Consider the following 25,837-nt stretch of genomic DNA (forward strand, 5'->3'; position numbering starts at 1 on the left):
GAAAAAATAACAACGATTATAGTTAAGAAAGTTAACGGTTAACTTTCTTAATTTAAGGTAACAGTTAATAGAGTGCCGCGGTGGTTCATCAGAACATACTGGAAGGGAAGAGCGGATATGAAAATGGAACAGACCGTGCTGGCAATTGAAAGCCTCGTGGTTGAGGTTTTCCTCATGATCCAGCACGAATTCGGAACCGAATACGATAATAAACTATCATCTAATCAGCAGATGATTCTTTACCTGATCGGAAGGCAGGATATACATTATGTAAAGGATCTGTCCTACCAGCTGAACGTGTCGGCGAGTGCCGTCAGTCAGATGCTGTCAAAGCTTGAGCAGATGGGTCTGGTAAAGCGTGAACTGAATGCAGATAACCGGAGAACGGTTCCTTTTGAACTCGATCAGAAGGGGATTGATCTTCTTGAACATATGGAACAGACGAGACAGATGATTATGACAAAGTACTTAACAAAAATTCCCAAAGAAGATCTTGAGCACTTTCGCAGTGTTTATGAGAGACTTCGAGATCTGATGCTTGAAGAGAAAGAAAGGAGCAGACAATGAAATTGACCAACTTTTCAATCCGGAGGCCTGTGTTTACGCTTGTAGCGATGACACTGTTTCTGCTTCTCGGAGTGATCTCACTAACGAATATACCATTGAAGCTCATTCCCGATATCGATCCGCCGATCGGAGCCGTTGTTACAAGCTATGATGATGCTTCGCCGCAGGAAGTTGTCGATCAGGTATCCAGACCGATGGAAGAAAGCCTGTCCACTTTACCGGGTCTGAATAATATCAGCTCTATTTCCATGGAAGGCTCGTCTTTAACCCTGTTGGAGTTTTCATGGGCAACGTCGATTGACGATGTGGAGAACGATATCATTACGAGCATGAACCAGACACCTCTCCCTGACGGAGCGGGCACTCCGCAGTTTTTGAAATTTGATCCTTCCCAGTTTCCAATTATTCAGCTGAGTCTTTCATCCTCCGGGGATATTGATGAACTGAGCGAACTTGTCCGGGATCTGGAGCAGGAACTGCTGAAGGTGGACGGCGTCGGATCCATTGACAGTCTTGGGGATGTTGTGGACGAAATTCAGGTGTCGCTGAATCAGGATGAACTCGAATCATTCGGACTCACGCAGGACGAAGTCGCTGGTGCCATTTCTGCCCATAACGTTACTCAACCCGGCGGAAGTGTGCGGAGCGGGGACTTTGAGCTTACGACCCGCGTGCTGTTTGAACTGGCTGATGTGGAGGACATTGAAAATATTGTCGTCTCCCAGGATCCCGAAACAGGGGATGACGTTACGGTTGCTGACGTAGCAACGGTGGAACTCACATCGGAAAACAGCAGTGTGATTACCCGGACAAACCAGGATACTTCCATATTGATGAGTGTACAGCAGCAGTCCGATGCCAATACAGCCGAAGTATCAAGCCAGTTCAGCGAGCGGCTCAATGACCTGCTGGATGAGGACCGCTACAGTGACGTTGATACGGCAATGCTGTTTGACCAGGGTGAATTCATCGAGGAAGCCATCAGCAACGTATCACTTGCCCTGATCGCTGGTGGTGTGTTCGCTATGCTGGTCCTGTTCGCCTTTCTCAGAAGCTTTAAAACGCCGCTTCTGATCGGAATTGCCATACCATTTTCCGTCATCGTGACATTTGTGCTTCTCTACTTCACAAACTTTTCGCTTAACATTATGACGCTCGGTGGTCTGGCACTCGGAATCGGGATGCTGGTGGACAACTCGATTGTTGTCATCGAAAATATTTACCGTCATCTGAGTATGAAGAAAGACCCTGCCAGAGCAGCCCGTGACGGAGCGAAGGAAGTGGCCGGTGCCATAACGGCATCCACACTGACCACGGTCTCTGTTTTCCTGCCGGTGATCTTTATTACCGGTATTGTCGGAAATCTGTTCAGGGAATTCGCCCTAACGGTATCCTTCAGTCTGTTTGCCTCGCTTCTTGTGGCATTGACAGTCGTGCCTATGCTTGCGGCCCGCTGGCTGAAAGAGCCGGAGGAAAATCTGGAGGAGAAGCGCCAGGAAAGCCGTTTTGTCCGGACATTTGATAAATCAGCACGCTGGTCGCTCAGACACCGTTTCGGGATTATCTTCATCACGTTCCTCCTTCTCGGCGGAGGGGCCGCAGGGGTTTATACAGTCGGTACCGAGTTCCTGCCGACAACGGACGAAGGCTTTTTCCAGGTCGAAATCGAAATGGAAAATGGGACGCCGCTTGAAGATACCTTTGCCGTCATTGAAAATGTAGAAGATGTTCTGGATGCCTATTCTGAAATTGAAGATTACACAAGTGTCACCGGCTCGGGAGGTCAGGAGGATAACGTACTCGGCGGTGGCGGAGGAGACGAAGGCTTTATTTACGTCAGTATGGTTCCTTTCTCTGAACGGAACGTAAGTACCGCGGAGTTTGCAGAGGAGGTCCGCAGGGAGATTGAACGTGCAGCAGAAGACGCCGAGGAAGTCACCATACAACTGGAAGCCTCATTCGGCGGTAATCCGAATACGTACAGTTTTGATGTAACAGATACGAATTCAAACCGTCTTGAGGAAGCCGTTGAAACCATTCAGGAAGAATTGGAAGATATGAATGAGTTCCAGGAAGTGACGAATGACCGTGCGGACACCGTTCCTGAAGTCCAGGTCGAAATCGATGCTGAGGCAGCCAGGGAGGAAGGCCTCACACCTGCTGACGTTGCCAATGCTGTAAATTCAATCATGCGCGGTACGACAGCGACCCAGATTGTGACAGAAGACGATGATGTGTACGAAGTGCGGGTTCAGTATCAGGAAGAGTTTATTGAAGATATTGAAGCACTTGAAGATCTGCTGATCAGAAACGGGGAAGGCGGCTACGTGGCCCTCGCGGATATCAGTGATATTGAAGAAGGAGAGGGACCTGTCCAGATTAACCGGATTAACCAGGAGGATGCCGTCCAGTTCAGTCTTCAGTACCGGACCCAGTACACACAGGGAGAAATCAACCAGCTCGTTCAGTCAACACTGGATGATCTCGATCTGGAAGAAGAAACCACGATCAGTACAACAGGGGACCAGCAGCTGTTTGACGATGCCATCGGTGATCTCGTAATGGCACTGATTCTGGCGATAGTGTTTGTGTATCTCGTCATGGCAGCGCAATTCGAATCACTCAAGTATCCATTCGTAATTATGTTCAGTGTACCGCTTGTGGTGATCGGAGTGGCCATTGGACTGACAGTTACACAGACGCCTGTGAGCGTGATGTCGTTTATCGGCTTCATTGTCCTGGCGGGGATTGTCGTTAACAACGCGATTGTCCTCGTGGATTATATCAACAAGCAGAAGGAAGCAGGGATGAAGAGTTACGATGCGATTGTAACCGGGGTAAAGGACCGGGCACGGCCGATCTTTATGACCGCTGCAACGACGATTCTCGGACTCGTTCCGCTGGCAGCCGGAATTGGAGAAGGGACAGAGCTTCAGCAGCCGCTGGCGATTACAGTTATTGGCGGTCTCATTAGCGGAACGTTCCTGACATTGTTCCTCATTCCGGTGCTTTACAGCTTCTTTGATAAGGAAACGCGAAATCTCAATAAAAAATACGTGACCCCTGACGGGCAGCTAGTGCCTGCTTATCTCCTTGATGAGCGCTACACAAGCGATCAGGCAGGTGAAAGACAGCGCATGATTACCGGCCGTTCTCCGGAAGAAGACGCCGACTTCGAAGAGTTTTACAGAGAAGAGCCGGAGCCTCCGCATGAAGAGGAGCCGCCTTATCTCGAAGAAGGTGAATACAGGGAAGTCACCGGGGAAACAACATGGGAGATTGAAGGACAAAGGGATGATCATGCCACTGATTCCGAAGAACTTCCATCAAGGAAGAAGCGCCACAAGGCAGATGACATGACCCGTGAAGAACTGCTCAGAATGCTTGAGCGGATTGTGGAACGGAACAAACGAAAAGACGACTGAAAAACGTAGGAAGAGCCGCCCGGCAGTAAAAAAACTGCCGGGCGGTTTTGTGTTTTAGGAAAGCTGCTTTTTGGACAGTTTGTTGATGTTCGTAAAAAGTAATTATGAAGCGGAAGGCGGCGAATCCTGCGGGGGCAACATCATATGAAGACCCCGCAGGGACGAGCATTATTTCACGGGTAAGCTTCGAGTTACTTCGACGCAGATGCTACGAAGCGAAACTTTCAGAGGAAGAAGTATAGTAGCGAGAAGGCTTAAGCTAGGCCTGTGGAAAGCGTCCGCCTGCATCGTAATAAAACAACAATTTTTACGCAAACAGCCTTTAGGAAAGATAAATCACCGCCGTCCCCAGACAGTTAATCCTTCTCGTATTTACAGATAAAATATCCGTAACCGGTCCAGGACTGGAACTTTTCAAGACGGTAAACGTGTTCTTCCATAAGCTCATAGCATTCTACAGGAATGTCACCCGAGAGAACAAGTTCCGGAATGCTGTCATCCGCCCCAGTGCCGCCCGGGCGTTCTTCAAGGATGTGTTTGACAGTGAAACCGTAATTCTCAAGAAGGGTAACCCATTCCTTTTTTGTAAGCACGTTTTTCATACCGTAAAACGAACCGTATTCTTTTTTATTTTCCGGCGGGAAATCAGGATCAGCGATCAGGTCGAGAGAAGCGAAAAAGCCTCCCGGACGGAGCATCCGCCTGCATTCTTTGAGTACAGCGTGAACGTCCGTGAAACTCAGGACACTTTCTGCAATGATACCGTCCATCGCATAATCGGGAAATGGAATGCTTGAAGCATCCGTGTGCAGAAAGTGAAGTTTTTTACTGTCAAAATCTTCTTGATGACGTTGCCGTGCTTTTGCAATCATAAGCGGATGAGTGTCGATGCCGTACACGATTGCCTCTTTTTCCGATGCAAGCCAACGGGCTGTGTCTCCAAGACCGCAACCGAGTTCAGCCACCCGTGTACCACTGCTGATTGGAAGCATGTTAATTGCTTTTTCAGTCATTCTGCGGCCCCCGGGGTGGGCGATGGTTACACCGAAATAGGCAAGCATATCTGTATAAGTGAAGGATCGGGACACTTGATTACCTTCTTTCTTTAAAAATGTACTGCGGCTGATCTTTCTGCTGCAGGAGGAAATACAAGTAAATCAAAACAAAAATAACGTACTCGTGATGTTTGTACAAACCAATTGAACAGATCAGAAATAAACTGTCAGTGACTGGTGAAAAAGGAGGTGGATGTGTTGTCACGATGCGATCATTACTATAGCGTATGCAGACGCCATCAGGGCCGTAACGTGCGGATTGTAGAGCACAGTGGACGCCAGCATGCAGGAAGGATTGTCCGAGTCTCAAGAAGTCACGTTTTCCTTGAGCCTCGACAGCCTCAGCGGTGGGGATTTGGGTACGGCTGGGGATGGGGAGGCTACGGATATCGGCCATATGCCTACCCGGTAGCACTTGCAGCCATCAGTGGTTTTGCTCTTGGCGCTTTATTATTTTGGTAAAAGGTAGTTGGGAGCCTGTTTGCGATGTTCATTGATGACCGTATTCAACCAAGGATACGGTCTTTTTTTTGCGTAAAAAACATCAAAACACCTTCAGTCATTTGCAGAGGATTACAGAAAATAAAGAGGAAATCTTTTACTCAGCCTGAATTCCTGTATAATGGTTGTAATAAGACTAAGAAGAACGCAGGTGACAAACATGAAAAAGCTGTTGATCCCGGTGTTTCTGACAGCGTTAATCGGCTGCTCGGAAAGTGATCAGTTCTCGGCGGAGGAATTTGAACCTTCTGACGGCAGTGATGACATGGATACGCTGATTGCAACGAACGAACGTCTTGTTGACCAGCTTGGTAAGTATTCGGAAAAAAATGAAGAGCTTAAAGAAGAGCTTGAAAGTCTTGAAGAGGAAAATGACAAGCTGAAAAATGATATTATGACTTATCGGACACAATTTCATCAGGCACGGGATGAAAAAGATGAGGAACTGGATCTTCGATTTGAACTTGATGAACTGGCGGGATCATTCTTTGAAGCAGTTTTCTCAAGAGATACTGCACGACTTGAGGAACTGACGACGGATCAGATTGAAGTGGATGACGAAAGTGAAGTATTGACCGTCACATATGATAATCAGCTTGAAACCACCTTACGCTACGACACACTCGAATTTTCACAGATTGATTTTCTAAGATTGCATTCGGCTGAATTTGATCGGCAGAACAGCCGCTACACAGCGCAGTATACATTCACTTTTTTTCGGGACAATAAAGGCGACACAGAACCTGAGAACCGTATGATTGAAATTGTATTCCAGAAGGAAGACGATGTGCTCAATGAGGAATGGAGAATTGCCTCCATACAAAACCGTTACCCGGGATAAAGCAGCCATAAAGGAGGTCTACATTGCAGGGAACCCACACATTCACAAAAAAAGAGGAAATCGCCAACGCCATTACCCACGGCGTCGGAGCTGCATTTGGTGTTGCGGCTCTGACCCTGCTGATCGTGTTTGCCAGTATTAACGGCACAGCATCTCACGTCATCAGCTTCACGATATACGGCATAACATTGCTTTTGATGTACGTCTGCTCGACTCTTCTGCACAGTTTCAGGGAAGGGACAAAAGTGAAAAATGTGTTTGAAGTGCTCGATCACTCAGCCATTTACCTGTTTATTGCAGGAACCTATACGCCTTTTATGGTGATTGTTGTTGATGGTATGTTCGGCTGGATGCTTCTGGCAACAGTCTGGACAATGGCAGCAGCGGGCATCGTGTTTAAAGTGTTTTTCGTAAAGAAGTTTATTTTTCTCTCCACCCTGTTCTACATCGGTATGGGCTGGATGGTCGTATTCACCCTTCAGCCGATTGCAGCATCTGTAGAAACGGGCGGTATCGTGCTTCTTGTGACCGGAGGAATTCTTTACACGGTCGGAACCATCTTTTATATCTGGAGAAAGTTTCGTTATCATCATGCGGTCTGGCACCTGTTTGTGCTGGCGGCATCGGTAACCCACTTTCTATCAATTCTGCTGTACGTCACGCCAGTATAAATTTTTTATTTAACCGGGATCCGCAGAGGGGTTCCGGTTTTTTATGATAATTCTGCTGCCATCACCTCATACTAGTGTAAAAGGAAGCTGAGGTGAGCAGAGGATGACAAGGATCCTCCTTTTTGTAAGAGCGAGTTACTGGTTCATTCCTGCAGTTTACGGGGTAATTGCCATCATGCTGGCCTTTCTCAGTCACCAGCTGGATCAAATGATCTGGTCCAATCCGGATTTTAAAGAGCGGATTCCTGCCATGTTCCTTTCAGACTTTGAATTGGCCTACACGCTGCTCGGCACGATTGCGACTTCCATTCTGACGATGACGTCGATTTCTTTTTCCTCCATTCTGGTAGTGATGACGACATATGTTTCCCAGTTTTCCCCCCGTTCCCTTCAAAACTTTATTACTGATCCTCATACACAGAGGATTCTCGGCGTTTTCATCAGCGGTTTTGTTTATGCAGTTGTTCTTCTGCTTCTGACAAAACATTCCGGTGAAGTGAAAATTGATGCTCTGATTTCACCGCTTCTCGCTGTGATTATTGCCATTATTGCCGTCGGATTTTTTGTGTTTTTTGTTCATCATGTGGCCAAGTGGATTCAGGTTCGTAACCTGATTCAGAATATTTATGATTACACGCTGAAGGTCATGGACAAGAACTGGCAGAACCAGGGGGAATTAAAAGAAGATGACCCTTGGGAGGATTGGGAAGGAGAAGAGGTTCTGGACAAGGAAATGCAGGCAGTCCGGGCAGAGCAGTCCGGTTATATCCAGTGGATTGATTACGAGGGACTGAAAAAAGCAGCAAAAGAGGACGGGGTGATCGTAGAACTTCTTCATTCCCATGGGGATTACCTTGGGAAAGGGCTCAGTCTCATGAAAATATACGGGGAAAACAACCATGTAGACGAGAAAAAATACGCCAGGCTTATGATCCTTGGCAATGAGCGGGAAAGTGTCCAGGATGTAAGATACGGCATTGTGAAAATGGTGGAAATTGCGACACGCTCGCTGTCACCTGGCATCAATGATCCGTTTACCGCGATTGAATGTATTAACTATCTCGGGCATACATTATCGGCTCTTACACGTAAAAAGTTCAGGGAAAATTACCTGCACGATGAACACGGTAACCTGCTTGTAGTCAAAAAGGTTTACAGCTTTTCTGATTATCTGTACCAGAGTTTTTTTCAGATTCGGTTTTACGGCAGTGAGGATGTGGCTGTTCAGGGACAGATTCTCGATGCGCTTTATGAAGTGGCCAGTCACGGAAACAGACAGGTGCGTTCTGATGTATGGAACTTCACTGATTATGTGGTGGAAGGGCTCCGTCATGAGCAATTTCTAAACTGGGACATTGACCGTCTGCAGAACAAGATTGACCGTCTGGCAGTGATTGCAGCTCCTTACCGGGAGACAAAAATCAGGCTAAGGCAGACGGACCATCGCTTCGAAGATGAGGAATAACAGATAAGGGACGCCTGTAACGGTTAAAAAAAGCAGAAGGTATCTTGAACCTGTGTCCAGGGCATCAATGATGCGATCTTCAGGTAATTGTCTGATCTCCTTTACAGGCTGCTGATATTTTGTCCGGACTTCCTCACGTTTCTGTAGAAAAACAGGTGTACTCATGACTTGATCCCTCCGTGTCTTTTTTTCTACTCTATGAAAAATTAGATTACTCTATGACAAAAATAATAGAGCCGAGGAGAAAGAGACGGGGACATAAGTGAAGTGTAAAGTCGAGAACCCGAACGAATCGTATTAAGGCGGATGAAATATACGCTGACTCCTGCGGGAAGAAAAGCGCAGGTGAGACCCCGCAGTGCGGAGCACGCGGAGGCTCAGCCGCTTCCCGCGGAAAGCAGCGAATATTTCAGGAGCTTTTATTGACGCCGGCTACGGGAAGGAAGAGACACGGCAGACTGATCCGGATTCAGCTTTTCATGCGTGTACAGCAAAAGAACGGACCTGTTAATCTGGTCAAGTTTCTTCTCCATACGGTAGAGCAGATAAAACGTCACTGCAGCTGGAAATCCGTAATCACCGAGCACATTCATCAACACTTCCAATTCCACTGGGTATCCTCCTTTCTTATACTTGGAAAAAACAGGAGCAGGGCGCTGTCTTCGTAACAGAGGACAAGCCGGCTGCTCCTGTTTTTGAACCGGTTATTCGAATTCGATCGGTTCTACTGTCCGCTCTACGATTCTGGCACTGCGCTTGCCCGTAAGCTTTCCGCCGGCAGAATAGAATACATCCGCGTCAATAATGGCATCCATCGCCTCGCTTACATCCTGAGGCACAGCCGGCTCAGCAGGGTCTTCCACAAACAGTGTTACGCTGCCGCCGTCTTCGTTTTCAAATACTAACTCAAGTCGTTTACTCATTGTGATTTCCTCCTTTCTATTGATCTTACGTGCTTTTCCTCTGGTCAAAGATTTACTGGCCAGGAAGATCGTACGTGTTGTTTCGCTCGATCCGTGTCAGTGGATGCACTTGAAGGGATGCAAGTGCAGCAGCAGCCTGGGCCAGTCCTTCATTACCGGCATCTGTTTTGACGTTCTGGAAGTTACGGACACGTTCTACATCCATTCCCTCATCGTCGAACCCGGTACGGAAGATGAGAGACAGTCGGGAATTTTTTGTTGTCGGCATGTGATCACCTCCTTTCATCCTCTAAGTAAAGCGGTACGGGAAAAAAGGGGGGGATAAGATTTAATATTATTTAGGCTCTGTTAAAGTTTGTTGTTGATTTCCGCTCACTGCGCTCCCTTTCCGCGGGCACCGCTTCAGCCTCCTCGGGAAGATCGCCCTGCGGGATCTTCAGCCGGTGCTGTTCCCTCAGGAGTGTCGCGCGCTCGCTTCAATCAACAACGATAGAAAAATATCAACATTAAGCTATAACAGAGCTATTATTTATTAAATTCCCGACGCAGCTTCAGCAATGCGCTTTTTCTCCAAGCTTTTACAGTCTCTGGTTTGACGCCGTGACGGCCGGCAATGTCTTTTTGCGATGAGCCATTTAAGAGGTACTCATCAACCCAGATTCTCTCGCGGCCAGATAGACTGGCGGAATCCAGCAGCATGGAAACCTCACTCATGGAAAAGTCATCTTCACTCTTACCGGTGTGCATCAGGGCAAAGGTGGAAGGCTCGGTAAACACGTTCTGTTCCTGGTTTTTCCGGTCAGCTGTAATGGCATTCTGCAGGTAGCCCCGAATGTAGGATTTAGCGTAGCCTGGAAAAGACGAATGGTCTCCATCGTGGCGTGACCATGCTTCAAAAAGGGCAATTCTGGCGATTTGGATGTACTCATCCTGATCGTAAATGAGACGGAACTTGTGAATGAACGAAAAGATTAAAGGCTCAAATTGATGATAAACTTCATGAAAAGGCGGTCGGGACATAGAAGGGTTTCCAAACCGGAGGCGCCTCCTTCGTATTCCGCGGTACATTTAGAATAGAGTAAGGGGAAACGCAGGACGAATAGGTATACCGCGGTTTTGACACTGTTGGTTGAGACGGTTCTTGAGTTACGGTACCGTGGTTTTCCAAATCTGCGTGCAGAAAGACAGACGGTAGTGGGATAATGAAGTGAATTTTTGAAATAGAGCCAGGCAGCAAAGAAGCGGCTTGATAAAAAGAAAAAAAGAGGCGTGTTATAATGGGGGACAGGGGAGTGAGGACGATGAAGATTTTGATCAGCGGTTTTGAACCGTTTGGAAAGCTCGAATCAAATCCGACAGAAGCGCTCGTAAAAGAGGCAGCAGATTGGAAGATAGAGGGAATTGACATCCGTACAGTTGTGCTTCCGGTTGTGTACCGGGAGTGTGCAGCCCGTCTTCAGGAAGAGATCGAAGCTGTTAAACCTGATGTGGTTCTCTCTCTTGGGGTGGCAGTCGGCAGAAGCGCTGTCACGCCGGAACGGATTGGCATTAATGTGCAGCATACAGAGGGTGAGGGGAAGTTCGGGGACAATTCCGGACGTAAACCTGACAACGAACCCTTAATTGAGGGAGGTCCGGATGGACTGTTTGCGACCCTTCCAAATCGTGAGATTACAAGAGCGCTAACTGATTCAGGCATACCAGCCCAGATTTCAAACTCGGCAGGAACTTATATATGCAACAATACGCTTTATGAAACATTATGTTACGTAAGGGAACGGGGGAGTCAGATAAAAGCCGGTTTTATCCACGTGCCCGCTACGCCGGAGATGGCGTCTCATACACCGCACGTTCCCACCATGAGCCTTGACGTGCAGGCTAAAGCGCTGAAAACGATCCTTACTGTGATCAGGGAAAATTAAGATACAAAATGAGAACAAACCTTCAAAAAAGGGAGGCGGTCTGTGTGGATTCAAAGAAGGAACCATTTGAAGAAGCAGCTTTGCTGTTTAAACTGATTGGAGATAAAACAAGATTGAAAATGCTCGCGATCCTTTACCGGGACGAGTGCTGTGTATGCGAACTAGTTGATATTTTCCAGATGAGTCAGCCTTCGGTCAGTCAGCACCTGAAAAAACTGAAGCTGGCTGGTGTTGTAAGCGAGCGGCGCAGCGGTCAGTGGATATACTACCGGATTAATGACGAATATCCCGCTTACAGCCAGCTTGTGTCCATCATTGAGAAACTGCCGGACATGCAGCCGGTTCTGGCAGAGCTTATGGCGTCTGGAAAACGTGTATGCTGTGATTAAAGAAGTGAAAGAGGCCCTGGAAAGTGACTAAACCGAAAAAGCAGGATCTGCTGGTTTTTAACAGCAGATCCTGCTTTTTCGTGCATTTCTTATTTCAGAGCTTAAGATTTCCGTTTCATGTTTTCTTCTTTGACGAATCTTTATCAAAGGTAACATAGTTTTCAAGGAGTTCCTCGAGCTGCTCCTTTTCTTCATTGGCTATTGTGGTTTTAATTTTCGTTCCTTTATCCAGCTCCATAATAAGCTGGGTCCGCTTACTCCTTTTTTTGCCCCAGCCGATCTGGCGGATTTTTCCCCAGTTTGCCTGATAGCCGGCGAACACAATTCCCTGACCTCTGACTTCAAACAGTTTTTCAAGTGTTAGAAGAACGGAACCTCCGAAAATCACCATAAGTATGAAAACGATGGTAGATGTTTCAAAGCTTCTGAAGATCTCCACGTAAAGTACGAGAACGAGGATCAGTACTACATAACTCATATAAAGTGCTGCTTTATAGAGCTTCGTTCCAGTTCCAATTTTTTTATTATCATTTTCCGGTGTATAAATGACATAATCCTGAAACGCTTTCCGCTGCTTATGGGTAAAGATGTAGTAAAGAGAGATGACTGCAAGAACAGTGCCGAGAAACAAGTAAATCCATCGCATGAAAATTCCTCCGTTTTTAAACTTCCTTTATTTTAGCACAATACAATAAAATATAGAAACTAGCTTTATTTTATAAACGTATAATAAATATGTTTACATTTATTATAACTTTAATATATTATGTTATTAAAGGTGGTGTTCGTTTATGGAAGAGATATTCTGGGAGGCAAGTCCTGCGGAGATGAGAAAGGGCTTTATTTATGATAATGGGCGCTATATTTGCCTTGTTTGCGGGGCGTGGCACGAAGAGGGAGTTATTTATCAGAGCGGAACGAGGTTTCTTGACGCGGGGAAAGCTGCCGTACAGCATGTAAGTGACGAACACGGGTCAATGGAAGAGCGGATTCTTTCCCTTTCAAAAAAGCAGACGGGTCTGTCTGATGTCCAGAGCGAAGTTATGGCAAGGATGCTGAAAGGGGAAACAGACGACACGATTGCCGAAGGTCTTGGGTTTACAAGTGTTTCGACAGTGAGGCAGTACAGGTTTAAGTTCAGGGAAAAAGCAAGACAGGCACGGGTGCTGCTTGCACTTATGGAGTCGGTTGAGCAGAACCGATCAGCAGGGCCTGCACACAGGGGGGCGAAAATGGTGGATGAAAGATGGGAAACAACAGAAGCAGAAGCAGAGAAATTCCTCAGTACTTATATAGATCCCGTGTCAGGGAAGATTAAACAGTTTCCGAGGAAGGAAAAACGGAAAATCGTCATTTTGAAGTATTTAACGAGGAAGTTTGATCCTTCGGCGACTTATACAGAAAAAGAAGTGAGTGAACTGCTTGAGAAGTATTATGATGATTTTGCAACACTGCGCCGCTATTTAATTGAGTACGGATTTATGAAGCGAAATCAGGACGGATCAAGGTATTATGTAGATCCAGCGTTTAAATCCTGAAAATAAGGTGCTGCCGTCATTCGGCAGCACCTTTTTATTTGAGGGACATGTCAGTTTAGAAAACGGGAAACTGTGTGGTCAAAAGCGTAAGCGGACTCCACATCTTTCTGGGTGAGACCATTTACATCCATTGTACGCAGACGAAGGGTGACTTTTTTATGATCGATCGTGATCTGGGGATGGTGGTTGCGGTCCTCAGCCAATCGGGCCACTTCATCTACAAAAGCAATCGCTTTTCCGAACGAAGGCAGCGTAAACTCTTTCGTCATAAATTCCTGCTCATCAATTTCCCATCCGGCTGAGTCTTCAAGACAAGCAGCCACTTCTTCCTGCGAAAGTGTCATTTAAGTTCCTCCTTAAAATAGATCTCACCACACCGAAACTCTTTTATATAAAAAGATTGAATTTTCGGATATATTGTGGGGATTAGTAACATCATAGCAGACGAAGGAATGACTGAAAAGGTGAAAATTTCTTTTTTACACTTTTTCAGAGCTCTATGGAAAAATGTATGAAACAACCGATAAAAAGAGGCTCATTTCGGTTTTAACCAGCCGCCAGAGGGTATTGATAACTAGTGAGAAATTAGCCGGCAGGCCGATTCAGGCCGGTTTAAAATTGCATCCTTGGAAAGAAGGTGATGAACGTGAGCGGATGTTATCTATGTACAACAAAAATCCCTCTGAGCAAGGAGGGAGTGTTCAGCATATATTCCAGCAGACCTGAGCTGATGGCGATCATGACAGAGCTTGTTAAGGAACGGGGTCTTGAAGTGAAAATCCGCCGTGGCAAAGCAGACGTGCAGTTTCTTGACTGGCACATTCTGCAGAAAGTCGTCGAAGACCTGTACCGGACTCTTCCGGCAAGCAAACGAACAGCAGTCAAGTGCAGCCTTGGCCTCCTTGGGGAACAGCCGAATGATTTTATTCCGCTTGGTGAGATGTACCATAAAATTATGAACCCGCGCCTCGTCAAAATTATTCAGGAGAAATTGTTCCACAGTTTTCTGCAGCCGATCGTCAGAGCATCAGACGAGGAAGTTTACGGTTATGAATTTCTGCTCAGACCCCGCAGCCAGCTCTATCATTTTGATCCCGGGGCCCTGTTTAAGTTTTCCCAGCAGTCCGGCATGCAGTCCATGCTTGACAGCGAAGCAAGAATGAATGCAATTCGGACAAGTGCAATGATGCTGGACCGGGGAACGAAACGATTTATTAATTTTCTACCGAACTCTATTTATGATCCGGAGTTCTGCCTGCGAAGCACATTCAAGGCGGTGAACGAATACCGGATTCGGCCGGAGGACCTCGTCTTTGAAGTGGTGGAAACAGAGAAAATTCAGGATATGAGCCATCTGAAAAGAGTGTTCGATTACTATCGCCGTGCAGGTGTCAAAGTTGCGCTGGATGATCTTGGTGCAGGTTATTCCACGATTGATGTCATGACAGAACTTCGCCCTGATTATGGCAAGCTTGACAGAAAGCTTATTCAGGACTGTCACCTTAGCGCCGAAAAACAAAAGGTGATTCAAATGATCTCCCAGGTTGCTCAGAATCTTGGCACTACCCTTCTCGCGGAAGGTATTGAAAACCGTGATGAATGGGAGTTTCTCCGCACAAAAGTGGACCTTGGTCAAGGTTACTTTTTCGGGAAACCGGCGAAAACACCTCTCAAACAATACGTAAAATAGTATTCAGCCCTTTTCCCTTCTGAAGGAGAAAGGGCTTTTTTTGAGCCTTGTTTTAATAAGTGGTTTAACTGTTCTTTGAAAAAAAGGATTTTTTTTCTTTCCGGCGAATTGAAAGAGCAGGTAAGGAGGTGTGGATTGTTGATTAGAGAGATTGAAATACCATTTATGCAGTATGTGACATCCCTTCAGAACCCGGTAACCGATGTGGCGGCTTACGTGTTGACCTTTCTCGGTAACGAGCTGTTTTATTTTCTCATGATTCCCCTCATTTACTGGTGTTTATCAAAACCGTTCGGAATCCGGCTTGTTTATGTGTTCTTATTATCCGTTTATACCAACTCATTTCTGAAATTCTGGTTTGCTGTTGAAAGGCCGATTGGATCAGAGGGTATTCAATCTTTATTTGTTGCATCAGCGGAAGTAGGAAGTCATTATCCTTATGACAGTTTTCCCAGCGGACATGCGCAGGGGTCTGCCACCTTATGGGGAATGGTTGCCATCACACTTAGGAGCAGGGCATTCTGGGTTTTCGCTGTGGTACTAGTGTTTCTAATCTCCGTAAGCAGGCTGTATACCGGGCTTCATTGGCCAGTGGACGTTGTGACGGGCATGACTGTTGCTGCGTTAATTTTAGTGATCTTTGTGAAAACGGAGAAGTGGATTTCAGGATGGTCACTTAAAGCGAAGTGGATGGCTGTGTTTCTTGTTCCGCTTCTCATGATGGTCATTTTTCCTGCATCAGAAGGAATAAACTACGGTGCTTTTCTGCTTGGGGCTGGAATTGGATACATGATTGAGGCCCGCTATGTGGGCATGAAGATTTCGAAAAGCTGGCTGAGAAAAGCAGGAGCACTTTTAGTGGGGCTGGCCGGTCTGTTTCTTATTCAGGAAGGTGTTAAGGCTGCGCTGCCACAGAATCTTCTGACAGGGGGAATTCGTTACGGTCTGATTGGTCTCTGGGGGCTTTTGTGCGCACCGTGGCTTTTTGTCAAAATGAGGTTGTACAGCAGTGATGAAACACAGAGGCGGAGAAAACTGAAAGCAGGATAGCTGAAACGGCGTGTCCGGGAAGGACAGCTGTTTTCCGCTCTGGAAAAATAGGTTTATAGTTTAAAAGATGAGGGAATATGGCTCAGACTGTGTTTTATTAGTCTTCACAGATTGTGACAATTCATCAGTGTGATTGCATAGAGAGGGGATGGCGGTGTGCAGAAGCAGGTTTCTGAAGCGCTCGATTACGAGCGGTTGTTTGATCACCTGCCTGATAATATTTTTATAATTAATCAGGCGTGTGAGTTGAAATGGATGAACAGACAGGCGGTGGAACTGGTTAAGGATTTTCTGAATTATCTTCCGGTGGAGACTCCTGAGGAACTAATCGGATTTCCGGTTGCCTCCCTTCATGAATTCAATTCAATGTTTCATAAGATTATAGAGAAGGACCGGTTCCCATACAGAAAGACGGTTACGATTTTTGGATACATAGCTGATCTTCATATTGATAAGCTGTTTACACCTGAAGGGGACCATACGGGTTGCGTTTTGTTCTGGAGAGACGTGACAAAAGAGAAAGAAAAAGAAAGACGGAGCGAGAGACTGATCGAGGAAATATCTACACCTATTCTGCCCGTTGTAATAGAAAAAGCCCTTTTCGCACCGCTGATCGGTACCTTTGATGAGATCCGACTGGACCACCTCCGCAACAAAGTTCTGTCAAAGATCAGTGAGACAGGTGCTGAGTATATTATTTTTGATTTTTCAGGCATAACCGCGATAGAAGATGGAAGCCTGGTTTCTGAATTCACCAAGCTTCAGGAGGTGGTTCAACTAATGGGGGCTCAAGCCTACTTCACAGGCTTCCAGACGTCTCTCGTAAAAGACTTTGTGGCAAACGGAATGAAATTTAACGACAAGACGTTTGCTCATTACCGTCAGGCCATCACTCATATCCTGCATCTTGAAGGACTCGAAATTACCCCAAAACGTAATGAAAAGGCATGATCCAGCAGAGGGACCATGCCTTTGTAGTATTTTGCGGAAAGCGTCTGCCTGCAGTGTAATCACCTGGCAATATATCGAAAGAGCATTTGGAAATTTGACTTCTGTTAAAACTGAGGAAGGATGTAATTAATAAGGAACCATAAGATACCAAAGAAAATGATCAGGTAAGCGGCGTACTTAATGAATGTGGAGGCGACATGGCTGCTGTCATGCTTTTTTTCTACTTCTTCTTCTCGTTTATTGACTTCTACATCTTTGTCCGGCATTTGAAAAGCCCTCCTTTATCTGTGTTGGTTTTTGTTTTCCCTTACGCAAATAGGGCTAAACCTGAGGGCTTTGAATGGTTTCTTTTTCCTTATGTGCCGGCTTTCTGCGCTTTTGTATGACCAGAACAGCCAATAGGACCAGTCCCATGCCTGCCAACTGCCATGGGGTCAGGCGCTCTGCAAAAATAATAAGTCCGATCAAAGCTGCAACTACCGGCTCTACCGTTGCTGCGATTGAAGCCCTGCTTGATTCAACATGGAAGAGACCCGCTGTATAAAGAAGATAGGCAAAAACCGTCGGTAGGGTACCGAGACCTGCAGCGAGCAGGATACCCTCTGGACTCATGAGCGCACCGGCTGAATGAACAATGCCGCTGAACGGCAGCATCGCCGCGGATGCAAATAAAAACGTATAAAACGTTATTGAGAGAGACGAATAATGGACGGAGGCCGGTTTTCCGAAGATACTGTAAAGGGCGTAGCCAAATCCGGATGCGACACCGGTGATTATGCCAAAGGCTGAGAGCTGCCCTGCGTTTAAGGGGAAAACCCCGATGACCAGCATACAGCCTGCAAGCGTCATAAAAAGAGCTGTCACTTTTTCAGGGGTGAGTGCTTCCTTGAAAAAGATCCGGCTCATAATGGTAACAAAGGCCGGACCGGTATAAAGAAGCACTGCGGCCACACTCAAGTTGATTTCCTGGATGGTCGTAAAGTAGGCCCAGTTAAAAAAGACAATGCTTAAAATACCGGTACCAAAAAAAAGCGGCAGATGCCGCGGACGAATTTTTACAAGGGACGGATTTTTAAATAAAACGATCAAAGTGAGCACCAGCAGAGCCGATATCACCCGAATTGCCACCACTTCAATCGGGGTGAAACCAAGGTCATAAAGACGCTGCACGAAAATCCCGATTGTACCCCAGAGGGCGGCTCCGCCAATGATCAGTAAAAAAGCCCATTTGTACAACGGAACCCCTCCTTTAAAGAATAATCGTTCGTTTGCGAAAGGTTCGATTCTGTCACTCTATCACAGAGGAGGTGCCGTGCAAACCGGACTTTTCTGCCTCCAGCTTATTCTCCGAAGAGCTGCCCTCGACTGAGTCCCTTTACCTGAATGGCAGGGAGGGAAAACGGGCGGGCTGAGAGCGTCTTTGGACAGTAATAGACGATCAGAAAGTAATCCCCTTCCTTGACGGCTCCGTTTTGCAGATACCCAGTCACATCAAAGCCCGTTTTTTCAACGACGACGTGCTTCTGCAATTCCCGGACGCCCAGATTAAGCTGGGCGAATTCCGGAGAAACCGCGTCAGGACGTTCATTGACAGCTTCTCGTACAAGCTGCTGAGTATCCTTGTCCAGATCAGCTTCCCACCACCGTTTACGTGGTTTATATTTGTGATGAAGCAGATAGTCAAGCTTCATCAGCCCTGTGGTAACAGCACGGTTCTGCAGATTCTTTTTTTCTGAAAACTGGTCAAGACGGGTAAAAAGATCTTCAAACTGATGACCAATACGGGACCATCCCTGTTCATCCCATTCACTTCCATAAGCTTGGAAAAAATCGAACGGCGTGTCAAAAACCTCTGTGACCAGATGATTCATTGTATAGTCGAGACGGTGATCATTCCAGTATTTTTCGAGAATATCCTCTACCTGTTTGATTTTTATGACCTCATCAAAGCTCAGCACATTGTTGGACAGAATTTCATAAGGCGCATGATCCATGTACTTATAGTCGTATTTTTCCGCCATGGCACGCATGCCGGTGCCCCTCAGCATCTTTAAAAAACCGAGCTGCAGTTCCTCGGGACGCAGGGCGAAGACGTCGTTGAACGTCTGTTTGAACGAGCTGTAATTCTCTTCAGGAAGGCCGGCGATCAGATCCAGATGCTGGTCGATTTTACCTCCGTCCCTTACGAGCGTCACGGTCCTTGCAAGCTTCTTAAAGTTCTGTCTGCGCTTAATGAGATCGTTTGTATCATCATTAGTGGACTGTACACCGATTTCAAAACGGAAGATCCCGGGCGGGGCATGGTCATTTAGAAATGTAAGCACTTCCGGGCGCATGATGTCTGCCGTAATTTCAAACTGAAACTCACAGCCCCCATGGTTTTTGATCAGAAAATCAAAGATTTCAAGAGCGTAATCCCGTTTAATATTGAATGTCCGGTCGATGAACTTGATCATTTTTGCTCCGTTGCGAATCAGATAGAGAAGATCATCCTTTACTTTTTCAATATCAAAATACCTTACGCCGACTTCAATAGAAGACAGGCAGAACTGGCAGCTGAAAGGGCATCCGCGGCTTGTTTCAAAATAGACCACCCGTTTACCGAGTGCGGGCAGGTCACTTGGCAGTCTGTACGGGGAAGGTATCGTGTTCAGATCCAGTTTTCCACGGCCGGGGTTGATGACGATTTCCCGGTTTTTCCTGTAGGCAAGTCCAAAAACGAAATGCCAGCCGTTTTTGCCCCGTTCAATTTCCTGAAGCAGGTGTTTAAACGTTTCCTCCCCTTCACCGATTACAATAAAATCGACTTCCGGCACACGTGCAAGCCACTGTGCTGTATCGTAGGATACTTCGGGTCCGCCGAATACTATTTTGATGTCCGGGAGCACTTTTTTGAGCATTTTAACGACTTGAATGGTTTCTTCAATATTCCATATGTAGCAGCTGAACCCGATCACATCGGGTTTTCTGCGGTATAAATCAGAAACGATGTTCATGGCAGGGTCCTTGATTGTAAATTCAGTAAGATCCACATTAAATTCAGGCTCCGTATAGGTTTTAAGCAGACGGAGTGCAAGACAGGTGTGTATATATTTGGCGTTCAGGGTAGTGATGGTCACGTTCATGTTCGTATAACCTCCAGGCAGGCATGATTCCGATTAATCATACCATATTTGAGGAGGAAGATGCGGCGGGCCTGGCCGTACCTTAAAGGTGACCAATAATAGTATTGGAACTATAGCAGACGCATGATGATGCTGAATCATCTACTGCCGCTTGAGCAGATACTCCATCCGGTACACATCGGCATACTGATCCCTGGCGAGCTGTACATGGTTTTTGAAAAGGCCAACAGGCTGAAACCCGAGTGAGAGATACAGATTCATGGCAGGTTCATTGGTTGCGATCACTTCCAAGCCTGCTTTTTTCAGGTGGGACTGTTTTTCTGCCCATTTCAGAAGGGCGGTCATAAGGGCCCTGCCTACACCAAGAGAGCGGTATGTCTCCTGCACGATAAGTCCGATAAGTCCGTGATGACGTAATTTTTTGAGCAGCTGTTCCGGTTCGAAGGAGGCGACCCCGGCGAGATTTCCGTTATGACGGGCAATTATCAGCACATGCCACTGAGACTGAAAGGAGTTCTGAATCCTTTCCGCCTGATCCTGTTCGGTGAGTTGAAACTCATCCTCACTGATCAGGAGACCGCTGTCTTTTTCCCTGATGACATCCTTTGTCAGAGTCAGCATATCTTTTGCATCAACAGGGTATGCAGTTCGCACTGTGAATGCTCTGCCATCCCTGAGCCATGCTGTCGAGGGTTCAATGTAAGCCATATCGCATTCTCCTCTTTGAAAATGATCTGTTTTACTTTATGTTCTCTGTACAGGAATGTAGAAGATGAGAATATGTTTTTACAGGAGGGAGGGATCTTTGGTTAGCGGCTTGGCCGAAGTGCTGTAAAAACGGGCGCAGTATTGACGAAGAGCGGAACGGCGTTTGAACCAGGGCAGAATCACGAACCGTCAGCCATCTCCATAAAATGAAGTGAAATTGTGTGTTGTCTCAGGCAAGTATAATAAAGGAGTGTTTACAAATGGGATGTAACTGCGGAAAGAAGCAAGGGATGGCGGGAATGGGCGGCGGTCCGAACGTGATGGGAGCGCAAATGCCGATGGGTTTAAACCAGATGATGGGGATGGGCGGCGGTCCGAACGTGATGGGAGCGCAAATGCCGATGGGTCCAAATCAGATGATGGGGATGGGCGGCGGTCCGAACGTGATGGGAGCGCAGATGCCGATGGGTCCAAATCAGATGATGGGGATGGGCGGACCGAACGTGATGGGAGCACAGATGCCGATGGGTCCAAACCAGATGATGGGGATGGGCGGCGGTCCGAACGTGATGGGAGCGCAGATGCCGATGGATCCGAATCAGATGATGGGGATGGGCGGCGGACCGAACGTGATGGGAGCACAGATGCCGATGGGTCCAAACCAGATGATGGGGATGGGCGGCGGTCCGAACGTGATGGGAGCGCAAATGCCGATGGGTCCAAACCAGATGATGGGGATGGGCGGCGGTCCGAACGTGATGGGAGCGCAAATGCCGATGGGTCCAAACCAGATGATGGGAATGGGCGGACCGAACGTGATGGGAGCGCAAATGCTGATGGATCCGAATCAGATGATGGGCGGGGCACCGCTCCATGGTAACAACGGAGAGCCGGGGTACGGAAATGGTCATCAGAACAACAGTCAGCCGATGATGCCGGGAAACGGTCATCAGCATAACGGTCAGCCAATGATGCCGGGGGACGGTCACATGGGAATGCCTGGTCAGCCGATGATGCCTCCTGGCAGCAATCATGGTGGGAATAGTATGCCTGGTAACGAAGGGAGTATGAACGGGATGCCAGGCGGGGGGCAGTCCGGTAACGGGATGCACCAGGGAATGAATCATTTGGGCTACATGCCATGGGACGATGATGATTATTAAAATGCAGGCTGAGGTTAATCTATATCGTTTAGCGTAAATAAATAGCGATGAAGAGTTCATTCAGGAGAAGCCCTGCAGGGTAATCGTAATCATCAGAATCGATATCCACGGTAACGGCAGTAACGCAGAAGTCAATCTTAAGAGCCCTCCGCAATGTGCAGAGGGCTCTTTTGCATATTAAGATTAAATCGTTTCTTTCTGCCTGATTTTTTCGTTTGCTGACTCAAAAGTGTCGAGTTTTTTTGCGGGCTGCTCCCAGTGGGCTTTGTTACCTGGGAGGTCATCGAACCATCCTGCATCATCCGGACAGTCGAGTACCATGAACTTCCCGTATTCCCCGTCTCTGGACTGGTGGTATTTAAGATAAGCCTTGCCGTCCTCGATTGCGAGAATTTCAATTTTTCCTGACGTATGGCTCATGGATAGACGGACACGTTTACCAAGACCGCTTGTAATCGCTTTTGCTTTTTCCACTGCCTGATAGGCATCTTTAAGAGAGAGGACAAAGTCATTGTTTCCTGCCACCGGGCGGTTAATAAAGAAGTAATACGGAGTGACACCTGCCCATGAAAGCTTATCTAGAAGTTCAGCCAGCACCTCGGGGTCATGATTGATCCCTTTTAAAACCGGTGTCTGGTTGACGACAATTGCCCCGGCATCATGGAGAGCCGCGAAACCTCGTTTTGCTTCTTCCGTAATTTCATTCGGATGATTAATGTGTGCCATCACATAAATGCGTCTTTCAGGGGTGGAATACTCCTTAATCAGCTTTAGAAGTTCCTCGTCCTCATAAATACGCATAGGGTTAAAAACCGGCATTTTCGAGCCGAGCCGGATTATTTTCACATGATCGATTTCCCGAAGCTGCTCGATAATCCTGCGCAGTTTTTTCGTTGCGAGAATAAGAGAATCCCCGCCGGTCAGAAGAACGTTGTTAATTTCCGGGTGTTCCTTTATGTATTCGATTCCCGGCTGTACGTCTGCCATGGCTTCTTTTATATCATTTCGGAAGAGCCGCTTCCGGAAGCAGTAACGGCAGTAGGCCCCGCAAACTTCAGAAACAATGAGAAGGGCGGTGGTTGTATATTTGTGCTGGCAGCCTGGTACAACGTAGTTCGTATCCTCATCGGATGCGTCCCAGCGCCCATATTCCTCAAGTTCGCCTTCATTAGGTATAACGAGTTTACGGATCGGGTCGTCCGGGTCTTTCCAATCAATCAGACTAAGATAATAATCATTAACCCGGAAAACAAATTTTTCCGTAATCTTTTTCAGTCTGGCACGTTCTTCTTCAGGTATTTCCTTAATTTTATCAAGGTTCATAATGTACTTTGGCTGAGCCATTTTGTCACCCTCCTGTGTTGAAAATACTGTTCGGTCTTTGTTGTAAGTATAGCAGTGTGACATGAATTAGGCTAATTTTTAGAATTTTTAAACACTTTCGGAGTATATCTTTCATTATAAAAAATGGGCGGAATTTTCTCTTCATGGATGATATGTATAAACATATAATGAAGTATAAATTTCAAAAGAATGAAAGAATGAAAGGTGGAGCCCGAGTGGCAATTCATCATTTTTACTGCCCACTGCCTCTTTATTTGGAGAGGACGAAAGAGTCTTACCGGGTTCACGCTGCGGCACAGGAACAGATGCCTGGCGGCGTGACGGCGAACATTAAGCATTTTGCTCCCTATCCCATCGTGATGAAGGGCGGTGACGGGGCGCGTCTTACAGATGTAGATGGTAACACGTATATAGACTACCTTATGGGATATGGATCTCTTGCACTTGGCCATGGGCACCTGGCAGTAACTCAGGCTGTCAACAGTCAGATGCAAAAGGATGGAACCTGTCTGTTCGGAACACCGCACAGACTGGAGACGGAATATGCCAAAAAGATTAAATGTTTTTTTCCGTCAATAGAGCGTCTTCGCTACACGAACTCAGGAACCGAAGCAACACTTCTTGCAATTAGATTTGCGCTGGCTTATACAAGGAAAACAAAAGTGGCTAAATTTGAAGGTCATTATCACGGCGGTTTTAATGAAGTGCTGTACAGTATTAATCCGGACGAAATAAAAGCAGGGGATGCTGAAGAGCCTCTGGCGGTTCCAGAGTCTGCCGGGCTGGTTCCCGGCGGTGAAAAAAACACGATTATACTCCCATTTAATAATAGTCATGCCTGTGAAACGCTATTGAGAAAGCATCAGAACGATCTTGCTGCGGTGATTATTGAGCCAGTTCAGGGCGGCTTTATCCCGGCAGAACAGGCGTTTATGACTCATTTGAGAGAAGTCACTCGTGAGTTGGGTATTTTACTTATTTTTGATGAAGTGAAAACCGGTTTCCGCTCTGCACTTGGAGGAGCCCAGAGTGTGTATCGCGTGCGGCCGGATCTGACGACTCTGGGAAAAGTAATAGGAGGGGGCTTACCGTTTGGGCTCGTTGGGGGAAAAAAAGAAATCATGGATGTGTCGAGTCCCCGTTCGGGAAGTGATGTGTTCGATACCCTCCAGAGCAGAGGATCGTCAGCTGAAGATACTCTCTTTCACAGCGGTACCTATAACGGACATCCGATGATCCTGGCAGCAGGCCTTGCTGTTATCGAGGAACTGGAAAAATCCTACACTAAAACATTGAATTTCACGTGTGAACTTAAAAATGAGCTCGCATCTTTTTTTGAAGGCAGAGGAATCACGGTTCAGACGCCGGGGATGGGAACGATTTTCAATCTGGTTTTTGCAGACGGACAGATCCGGAACTACCGGGATTTAAAGAAAGCAGATCTTTCTTTTAGAAAAGATCTGGATTTCCATCTGATAAATGAAGGAATTTACACGAAACCACTGAATAGATACAGTATAGCAACTGTACACGGTGAGCAGGAACTCAGGAAATCAATTGATGCTCTGCACAATATCTTTGCTCATAGAACAGGCCGTCCCTAAAGCGGCTATAGTGGCAGAAGGAGGCAGTGGACATGTATGAGTGTGAGGTTTATGACCGGATTATTAATCATCAGGATACAATGAGCAAGGCGCACAGGAAGATTGCCGGCTATCTGGTGGAGAACAGGGAAACAGCTCCTTTTTTAACTGCTTCGAAGCTTGCAAAGCACGTAGGCGTTGGAGAAGCAACGGTCATCCGGTTTGCATTTTTCCTCAACTTTAAAGGTTACCCTGATCTCCAGCGCCACCTGCAGGAGTCACTGCAGCGGAAAATGACGTCTGCTGAAGTGCTGGCAAAGACAACGGACAAAGACGGAAAACCGGAAGATGTGGTCACTGAAATTCTGGGGGATGATATCCAAAATCTGAAGATCACACTGGAGCAGCTTGATACCCGTCATTTTGAAGAGGCTGTCCGACAGATTATTGAAGCGGAAAATATCTATATTATTGCTTACCGGAGTGCGGCGAGCATCGCCAGTTTTATGGAATTTTATCTCGATATGGTGCTGCAAAATACTGAATTGATTCGCCAGGGTGACGGGGTTTCAGAGCATCTTCTGGATATTAAGGATAATGACCTGGTGATCGGCTTCGGTTTTTCCCGTTATACGAAGCGGACAGTGGAAGTACTGAGATACGCAAAGCAGCGAGGGGCAAGAACGCTGGTTATTACTGACCACTATATGAGCCCGCTTGTACCTCTCGGTGATTTGAAGCTGATTGCAGCCACCGAAATCAATTCGTTTATTGATTCTTTTTCCGCGCCGCTCAGTATTGTGAATGCCCTTATAACGGCTGTCACAAGGACTGAGCACGTGAAGGTGGAGAAGAGGCTTCAGGAACTTGAGGGGCTGTGGGAGAACTTCGACGTATTTGAGGAATAACAGCCGGCTCCGGGTATT

The 25,837-nt window shown here is 46.8% G+C and carries 28 protein-coding genes; 15 read left to right on the top strand and 13 right to left on the bottom strand.

Annotation, left to right across the window (positions count from 1 at the left end; translation table 11 throughout):
- Positions 1-117 precede the first annotated feature (117 nt).
- Entirely contained in the window at positions 118-567 is a 450-nt protein-coding gene (locus CR205_RS01920) for a MarR family winged helix-turn-helix transcriptional regulator (protein ID WP_110516402.1), read from the top strand.
- Positions 564-3,992: an efflux RND transporter permease subunit gene (locus tag CR205_RS01925; RefSeq protein WP_110516404.1), complete on the top strand. Its 3,429-nt coding sequence runs from the start codon at positions 564-566 to the stop codon at positions 3,990-3,992. Before CR205_RS01920 ends, CR205_RS01925 begins: the two co-directional genes overlap by 4 nt.
- 356 nt (positions 3,993-4,348) lie before the next feature.
- Here CR205_RS01925 and CR205_RS01930 read toward each other — a convergent pair whose 3' ends face one another.
- Positions 4,349-5,080: a class I SAM-dependent methyltransferase gene (locus tag CR205_RS01930; protein WP_110516406.1), complete on the bottom strand. Its 732-nt coding sequence runs from the start codon at positions 5,078-5,080 to the stop codon at positions 4,349-4,351.
- Between the two features lie 165 nt (positions 5,081-5,245).
- Here CR205_RS01930 and CR205_RS01935 point away from each other — a divergent pair, with 165 nt between their 5' ends.
- The 4 genes from CR205_RS01935 to CR205_RS01950 all read left to right on the top strand — a co-directional run bounded on the left by CR205_RS01935 (position 5,246) and on the right by CR205_RS01950 (position 8,525).
- Positions 5,246-5,509 carry a hypothetical protein gene (locus tag CR205_RS01935; RefSeq protein ID WP_110516408.1) on the top strand — a complete coding sequence of 88 codons (264 nt, stop codon included), beginning with the start codon at positions 5,246-5,248 and terminating at the stop codon, positions 5,507-5,509.
- A 199-nt stretch (positions 5,510-5,708) separates the two neighbouring features.
- Complete coding sequence (locus CR205_RS01940; protein WP_110516410.1) at positions 5,709-6,389, top strand: hypothetical protein; 681 nt, start codon at positions 5,709-5,711, stop codon at positions 6,387-6,389.
- A 23-nt stretch (positions 6,390-6,412) separates the two neighbouring features.
- Complete coding sequence (gene trhA, locus CR205_RS01945) at positions 6,413-7,060, top strand: PAQR family membrane homeostasis protein TrhA (protein ID WP_110516413.1); 648 nt, start codon at positions 6,413-6,415, stop codon at positions 7,058-7,060.
- A 103-nt stretch (positions 7,061-7,163) separates the two neighbouring features.
- Positions 7,164-8,525, top strand: coding sequence for a DUF2254 domain-containing protein (locus CR205_RS01950; protein WP_110516415.1), 1,362 nt, complete (start codon positions 7,164-7,166; stop codon positions 8,523-8,525).
- Here CR205_RS01950 and CR205_RS01955 read toward each other — a convergent pair.
- The 5 genes from CR205_RS01955 to CR205_RS01975 form a co-directional block, all read right to left on the bottom strand.
- On the bottom strand, positions 8,487-8,690 hold the full coding sequence (locus CR205_RS01955) for a hypothetical protein (RefSeq protein WP_110516417.1): 204 nt from the start codon (positions 8,688-8,690) through the stop codon (positions 8,487-8,489). The two genes, CR205_RS01950 and CR205_RS01955, sit on opposite strands and share 39 nt — an antisense overlap.
- A gap of 254 nt (positions 8,691-8,944) precedes the next feature.
- Positions 8,945-9,136 (bottom strand): YvrJ family protein, encoded by a 192-nt coding sequence (locus tag CR205_RS01960; RefSeq protein WP_236634678.1) that lies wholly within the window; start codon positions 9,134-9,136, stop codon positions 8,945-8,947.
- Between the two features lie 93 nt (positions 9,137-9,229).
- On the bottom strand, positions 9,230-9,448 hold the full coding sequence (locus CR205_RS01965) for a DUF2922 domain-containing protein (protein WP_110516420.1): 219 nt from the start codon (positions 9,446-9,448) through the stop codon (positions 9,230-9,232).
- Between the two features lie 52 nt (positions 9,449-9,500).
- The gene (locus tag CR205_RS01970; protein ID WP_161524636.1) at positions 9,501-9,716 is read right to left on the bottom strand and encodes a DUF1659 domain-containing protein; all 216 of its coding nucleotides are present in this window, start codon (positions 9,714-9,716) and stop codon (positions 9,501-9,503) included.
- Positions 9,717-9,973: 257 nt separating this feature from the next.
- Positions 9,974-10,468, bottom strand: a complete 495-nt coding sequence (locus CR205_RS01975) for a sigma-70 family RNA polymerase sigma factor (RefSeq protein ID WP_161524637.1) — start codon at positions 10,466-10,468, stop codon at positions 9,974-9,976.
- A gap of 281 nt (positions 10,469-10,749) precedes the next feature.
- Here CR205_RS01975 and CR205_RS01980 point away from each other — a divergent pair, with 281 nt between their 5' ends.
- Complete coding sequence (locus CR205_RS01980; protein WP_110519624.1) at positions 10,750-11,370, top strand: pyroglutamyl-peptidase I; 621 nt, start codon at positions 10,750-10,752, stop codon at positions 11,368-11,370.
- 44 nt (positions 11,371-11,414) lie between these two features.
- The gene (locus tag CR205_RS01985; RefSeq protein ID WP_236634679.1) at positions 11,415-11,759 is read left to right on the top strand and encodes an ArsR/SmtB family transcription factor; all 345 of its coding nucleotides are present in this window, start codon (positions 11,415-11,417) and stop codon (positions 11,757-11,759) included.
- 115 nt (positions 11,760-11,874) lie between these two features.
- Here the strand turns inward: CR205_RS01985 and CR205_RS01990 are convergent, their stop codons facing one another.
- The gene (locus CR205_RS01990) at positions 11,875-12,405 is read right to left on the bottom strand and encodes a hypothetical protein (protein ID WP_110516429.1); all 531 of its coding nucleotides are present in this window, start codon (positions 12,403-12,405) and stop codon (positions 11,875-11,877) included.
- Between the two features lie 145 nt (positions 12,406-12,550).
- On the opposite strand from CR205_RS01990, the gene CR205_RS01995 reads away from it, so the two are divergent.
- Complete coding sequence (locus CR205_RS01995; RefSeq protein ID WP_110516431.1) at positions 12,551-13,297, top strand: DUF2087 domain-containing protein; 747 nt, start codon at positions 12,551-12,553, stop codon at positions 13,295-13,297.
- 50 nt (positions 13,298-13,347) lie between these two features.
- Here the strand turns inward: CR205_RS01995 and CR205_RS02000 are convergent, their stop codons facing one another.
- A complete protein-coding gene (locus CR205_RS02000) occupies positions 13,348-13,641 on the bottom strand; it encodes a 4a-hydroxytetrahydrobiopterin dehydratase (RefSeq protein WP_110516433.1) in 294 nt (97 codons plus the stop codon).
- A 353-nt stretch (positions 13,642-13,994) separates the two neighbouring features.
- On the opposite strand from CR205_RS02000, the gene CR205_RS02005 reads away from it, so the two are divergent.
- From CR205_RS02005 to CR205_RS02015, 3 genes are all read left to right on the top strand, one after another.
- Positions 13,995-14,987, top strand: a complete 993-nt coding sequence (locus CR205_RS02005) for an EAL domain-containing protein (protein ID WP_161524638.1) — start codon at positions 13,995-13,997, stop codon at positions 14,985-14,987.
- Between the two features lie 138 nt (positions 14,988-15,125).
- Positions 15,126-16,037, top strand: a complete 912-nt coding sequence (locus tag CR205_RS02010) for a phosphatase PAP2 family protein (RefSeq protein ID WP_236634680.1) — start codon at positions 15,126-15,128, stop codon at positions 16,035-16,037.
- Between the two features lie 156 nt (positions 16,038-16,193).
- Complete coding sequence (locus CR205_RS02015; protein WP_110516438.1) at positions 16,194-16,988, top strand: hypothetical protein; 795 nt, start codon at positions 16,194-16,196, stop codon at positions 16,986-16,988.
- Between the two features lie 104 nt (positions 16,989-17,092).
- Here the strand turns inward: CR205_RS02015 and CR205_RS20375 are convergent, their stop codons facing one another.
- From CR205_RS20375 to CR205_RS02030, 4 genes are all read right to left on the bottom strand, one after another.
- Positions 17,093-17,254 carry a hypothetical protein gene (locus tag CR205_RS20375; protein WP_201745335.1) on the bottom strand — a complete coding sequence of 54 codons (162 nt, stop codon included), beginning with the start codon at positions 17,252-17,254 and terminating at the stop codon, positions 17,093-17,095.
- Between the two features lie 55 nt (positions 17,255-17,309).
- Positions 17,310-18,224, bottom strand: a complete 915-nt coding sequence (locus CR205_RS02020; RefSeq protein WP_110516440.1) for a DMT family transporter — start codon at positions 18,222-18,224, stop codon at positions 17,310-17,312.
- Between the two features lie 104 nt (positions 18,225-18,328).
- Positions 18,329-20,113, bottom strand: coding sequence for a B12-binding domain-containing radical SAM protein (locus tag CR205_RS02025; RefSeq protein WP_110516442.1), 1,785 nt, complete (start codon positions 20,111-20,113; stop codon positions 18,329-18,331).
- A 141-nt stretch (positions 20,114-20,254) separates the two neighbouring features.
- Positions 20,255-20,821, bottom strand: coding sequence for a GNAT family N-acetyltransferase (locus CR205_RS02030; RefSeq protein WP_110516444.1), 567 nt, complete (start codon positions 20,819-20,821; stop codon positions 20,255-20,257).
- Positions 20,822-21,081: 260 nt separating this feature from the next.
- On the opposite strand from CR205_RS02030, the gene CR205_RS02035 reads away from it, so the two are divergent.
- Positions 21,082-21,984: a mediator complex subunit 15 domain-containing protein gene (locus CR205_RS02035; RefSeq protein ID WP_110516445.1), complete on the top strand. Its 903-nt coding sequence runs from the start codon at positions 21,082-21,084 to the stop codon at positions 21,982-21,984.
- A gap of 183 nt (positions 21,985-22,167) precedes the next feature.
- Here CR205_RS02035 and CR205_RS02040 read toward each other — a convergent pair whose 3' ends face one another.
- Positions 22,168-23,328, bottom strand: a complete 1,161-nt coding sequence (locus CR205_RS02040; protein WP_110516447.1) for a KamA family radical SAM protein — start codon at positions 23,326-23,328, stop codon at positions 22,168-22,170.
- Between the two features lie 215 nt (positions 23,329-23,543).
- On the opposite strand from CR205_RS02040, the gene CR205_RS02045 reads away from it, so the two are divergent.
- Positions 23,544-24,932 carry an aspartate aminotransferase family protein gene (locus CR205_RS02045; protein WP_236634681.1) on the top strand — a complete coding sequence of 463 codons (1,389 nt, stop codon included), beginning with the start codon at positions 23,544-23,546 and terminating at the stop codon, positions 24,930-24,932.
- Between the two features lie 32 nt (positions 24,933-24,964).
- Positions 24,965-25,819, top strand: a complete 855-nt coding sequence (locus CR205_RS02050) for a MurR/RpiR family transcriptional regulator (RefSeq protein WP_110516449.1) — start codon at positions 24,965-24,967, stop codon at positions 25,817-25,819.
- Positions 25,820-25,837: the final 18 nt, after the last annotated feature.

It is taken from the genome of Alteribacter lacisalsi (genome assembly GCF_003226345.1).
GTDB lineage: Bacteria > Bacillota > Bacilli > Bacillales > Salisediminibacteriaceae > Alteribacter > Alteribacter lacisalsi.

Bases quoted from the DNA above. Each gene is read 5' to 3' on its own strand.
- CR205_RS01920 (WP_110516402.1), top strand. From the start codon at position 118: ATGAAAATGGAACAGACCGTGCTGGCAATTGAAAGCCTCGTGGTTGAG.
- CR205_RS01950 (WP_110516415.1), top strand. From the start codon at position 7,164: ATGACAAGGATCCTCCTTTTTGTAAGAGCGAGTTACTGGTTCATTCCT.
- CR205_RS01980 (WP_110519624.1), top strand. From the start codon at position 10,750: ATGAAGATTTTGATCAGCGGTTTTGAACCGTTTGGAAAGCTCGAATCA.
- CR205_RS01995 (WP_110516431.1), top strand. From the start codon at position 12,551: ATGGAAGAGATATTCTGGGAGGCAAGTCCTGCGGAGATGAGAAAGGGC.
- CR205_RS01990 (WP_110516429.1), bottom strand. From the start codon at position 12,405: ATGCGATGGATTTACTTGTTTCTCGGCACTGTTCTTGCAGTCATCTCT.
- CR205_RS02030 (WP_110516444.1), bottom strand. From the start codon at position 20,821: ATGGCTTACATTGAACCCTCGACAGCATGGCTCAGGGATGGCAGAGCA.
- CR205_RS01955 (WP_110516417.1), bottom strand. From the start codon at position 8,690: ATGAGTACACCTGTTTTTCTACAGAAACGTGAGGAAGTCCGGACAAAA.
- CR205_RS01970 (WP_161524636.1), bottom strand. From the start codon at position 9,716: ATGCCGACAACAAAAAATTCCCGACTGTCTCTCATCTTCCGTACCGGG.
- CR205_RS01940 (WP_110516410.1), top strand. From the start codon at position 5,709: ATGAAAAAGCTGTTGATCCCGGTGTTTCTGACAGCGTTAATCGGCTGC.
- CR205_RS02025 (WP_110516442.1), bottom strand. From the start codon at position 20,113: ATGAACGTGACCATCACTACCCTGAACGCCAAATATATACACACCTGT.
- CR205_RS01975 (WP_161524637.1), bottom strand. From the start codon at position 10,468: ATGTCCCGACCGCCTTTTCATGAAGTTTATCATCAATTTGAGCCTTTA.
- CR205_RS02040 (WP_110516447.1), bottom strand. From the start codon at position 23,328: ATGGCTCAGCCAAAGTACATTATGAACCTTGATAAAATTAAGGAAATA.
- CR205_RS02035 (WP_110516445.1), top strand. From the start codon at position 21,082: ATGGGATGTAACTGCGGAAAGAAGCAAGGGATGGCGGGAATGGGCGGC.
- CR205_RS01965 (WP_110516420.1), bottom strand. From the start codon at position 9,448: ATGAGTAAACGACTTGAGTTAGTATTTGAAAACGAAGACGGCGGCAGC.
- CR205_RS02000 (WP_110516433.1), bottom strand. From the start codon at position 13,641: ATGACACTTTCGCAGGAAGAAGTGGCTGCTTGTCTTGAAGACTCAGCC.
- CR205_RS01925 (WP_110516404.1), top strand. From the start codon at position 564: ATGAAATTGACCAACTTTTCAATCCGGAGGCCTGTGTTTACGCTTGTA.
- CR205_RS02050 (WP_110516449.1), top strand. From the start codon at position 24,965: ATGTATGAGTGTGAGGTTTATGACCGGATTATTAATCATCAGGATACA.
- CR205_RS20375 (WP_201745335.1), bottom strand. From the start codon at position 17,254: ATGCCGGACAAAGATGTAGAAGTCAATAAACGAGAAGAAGAAGTAGAA.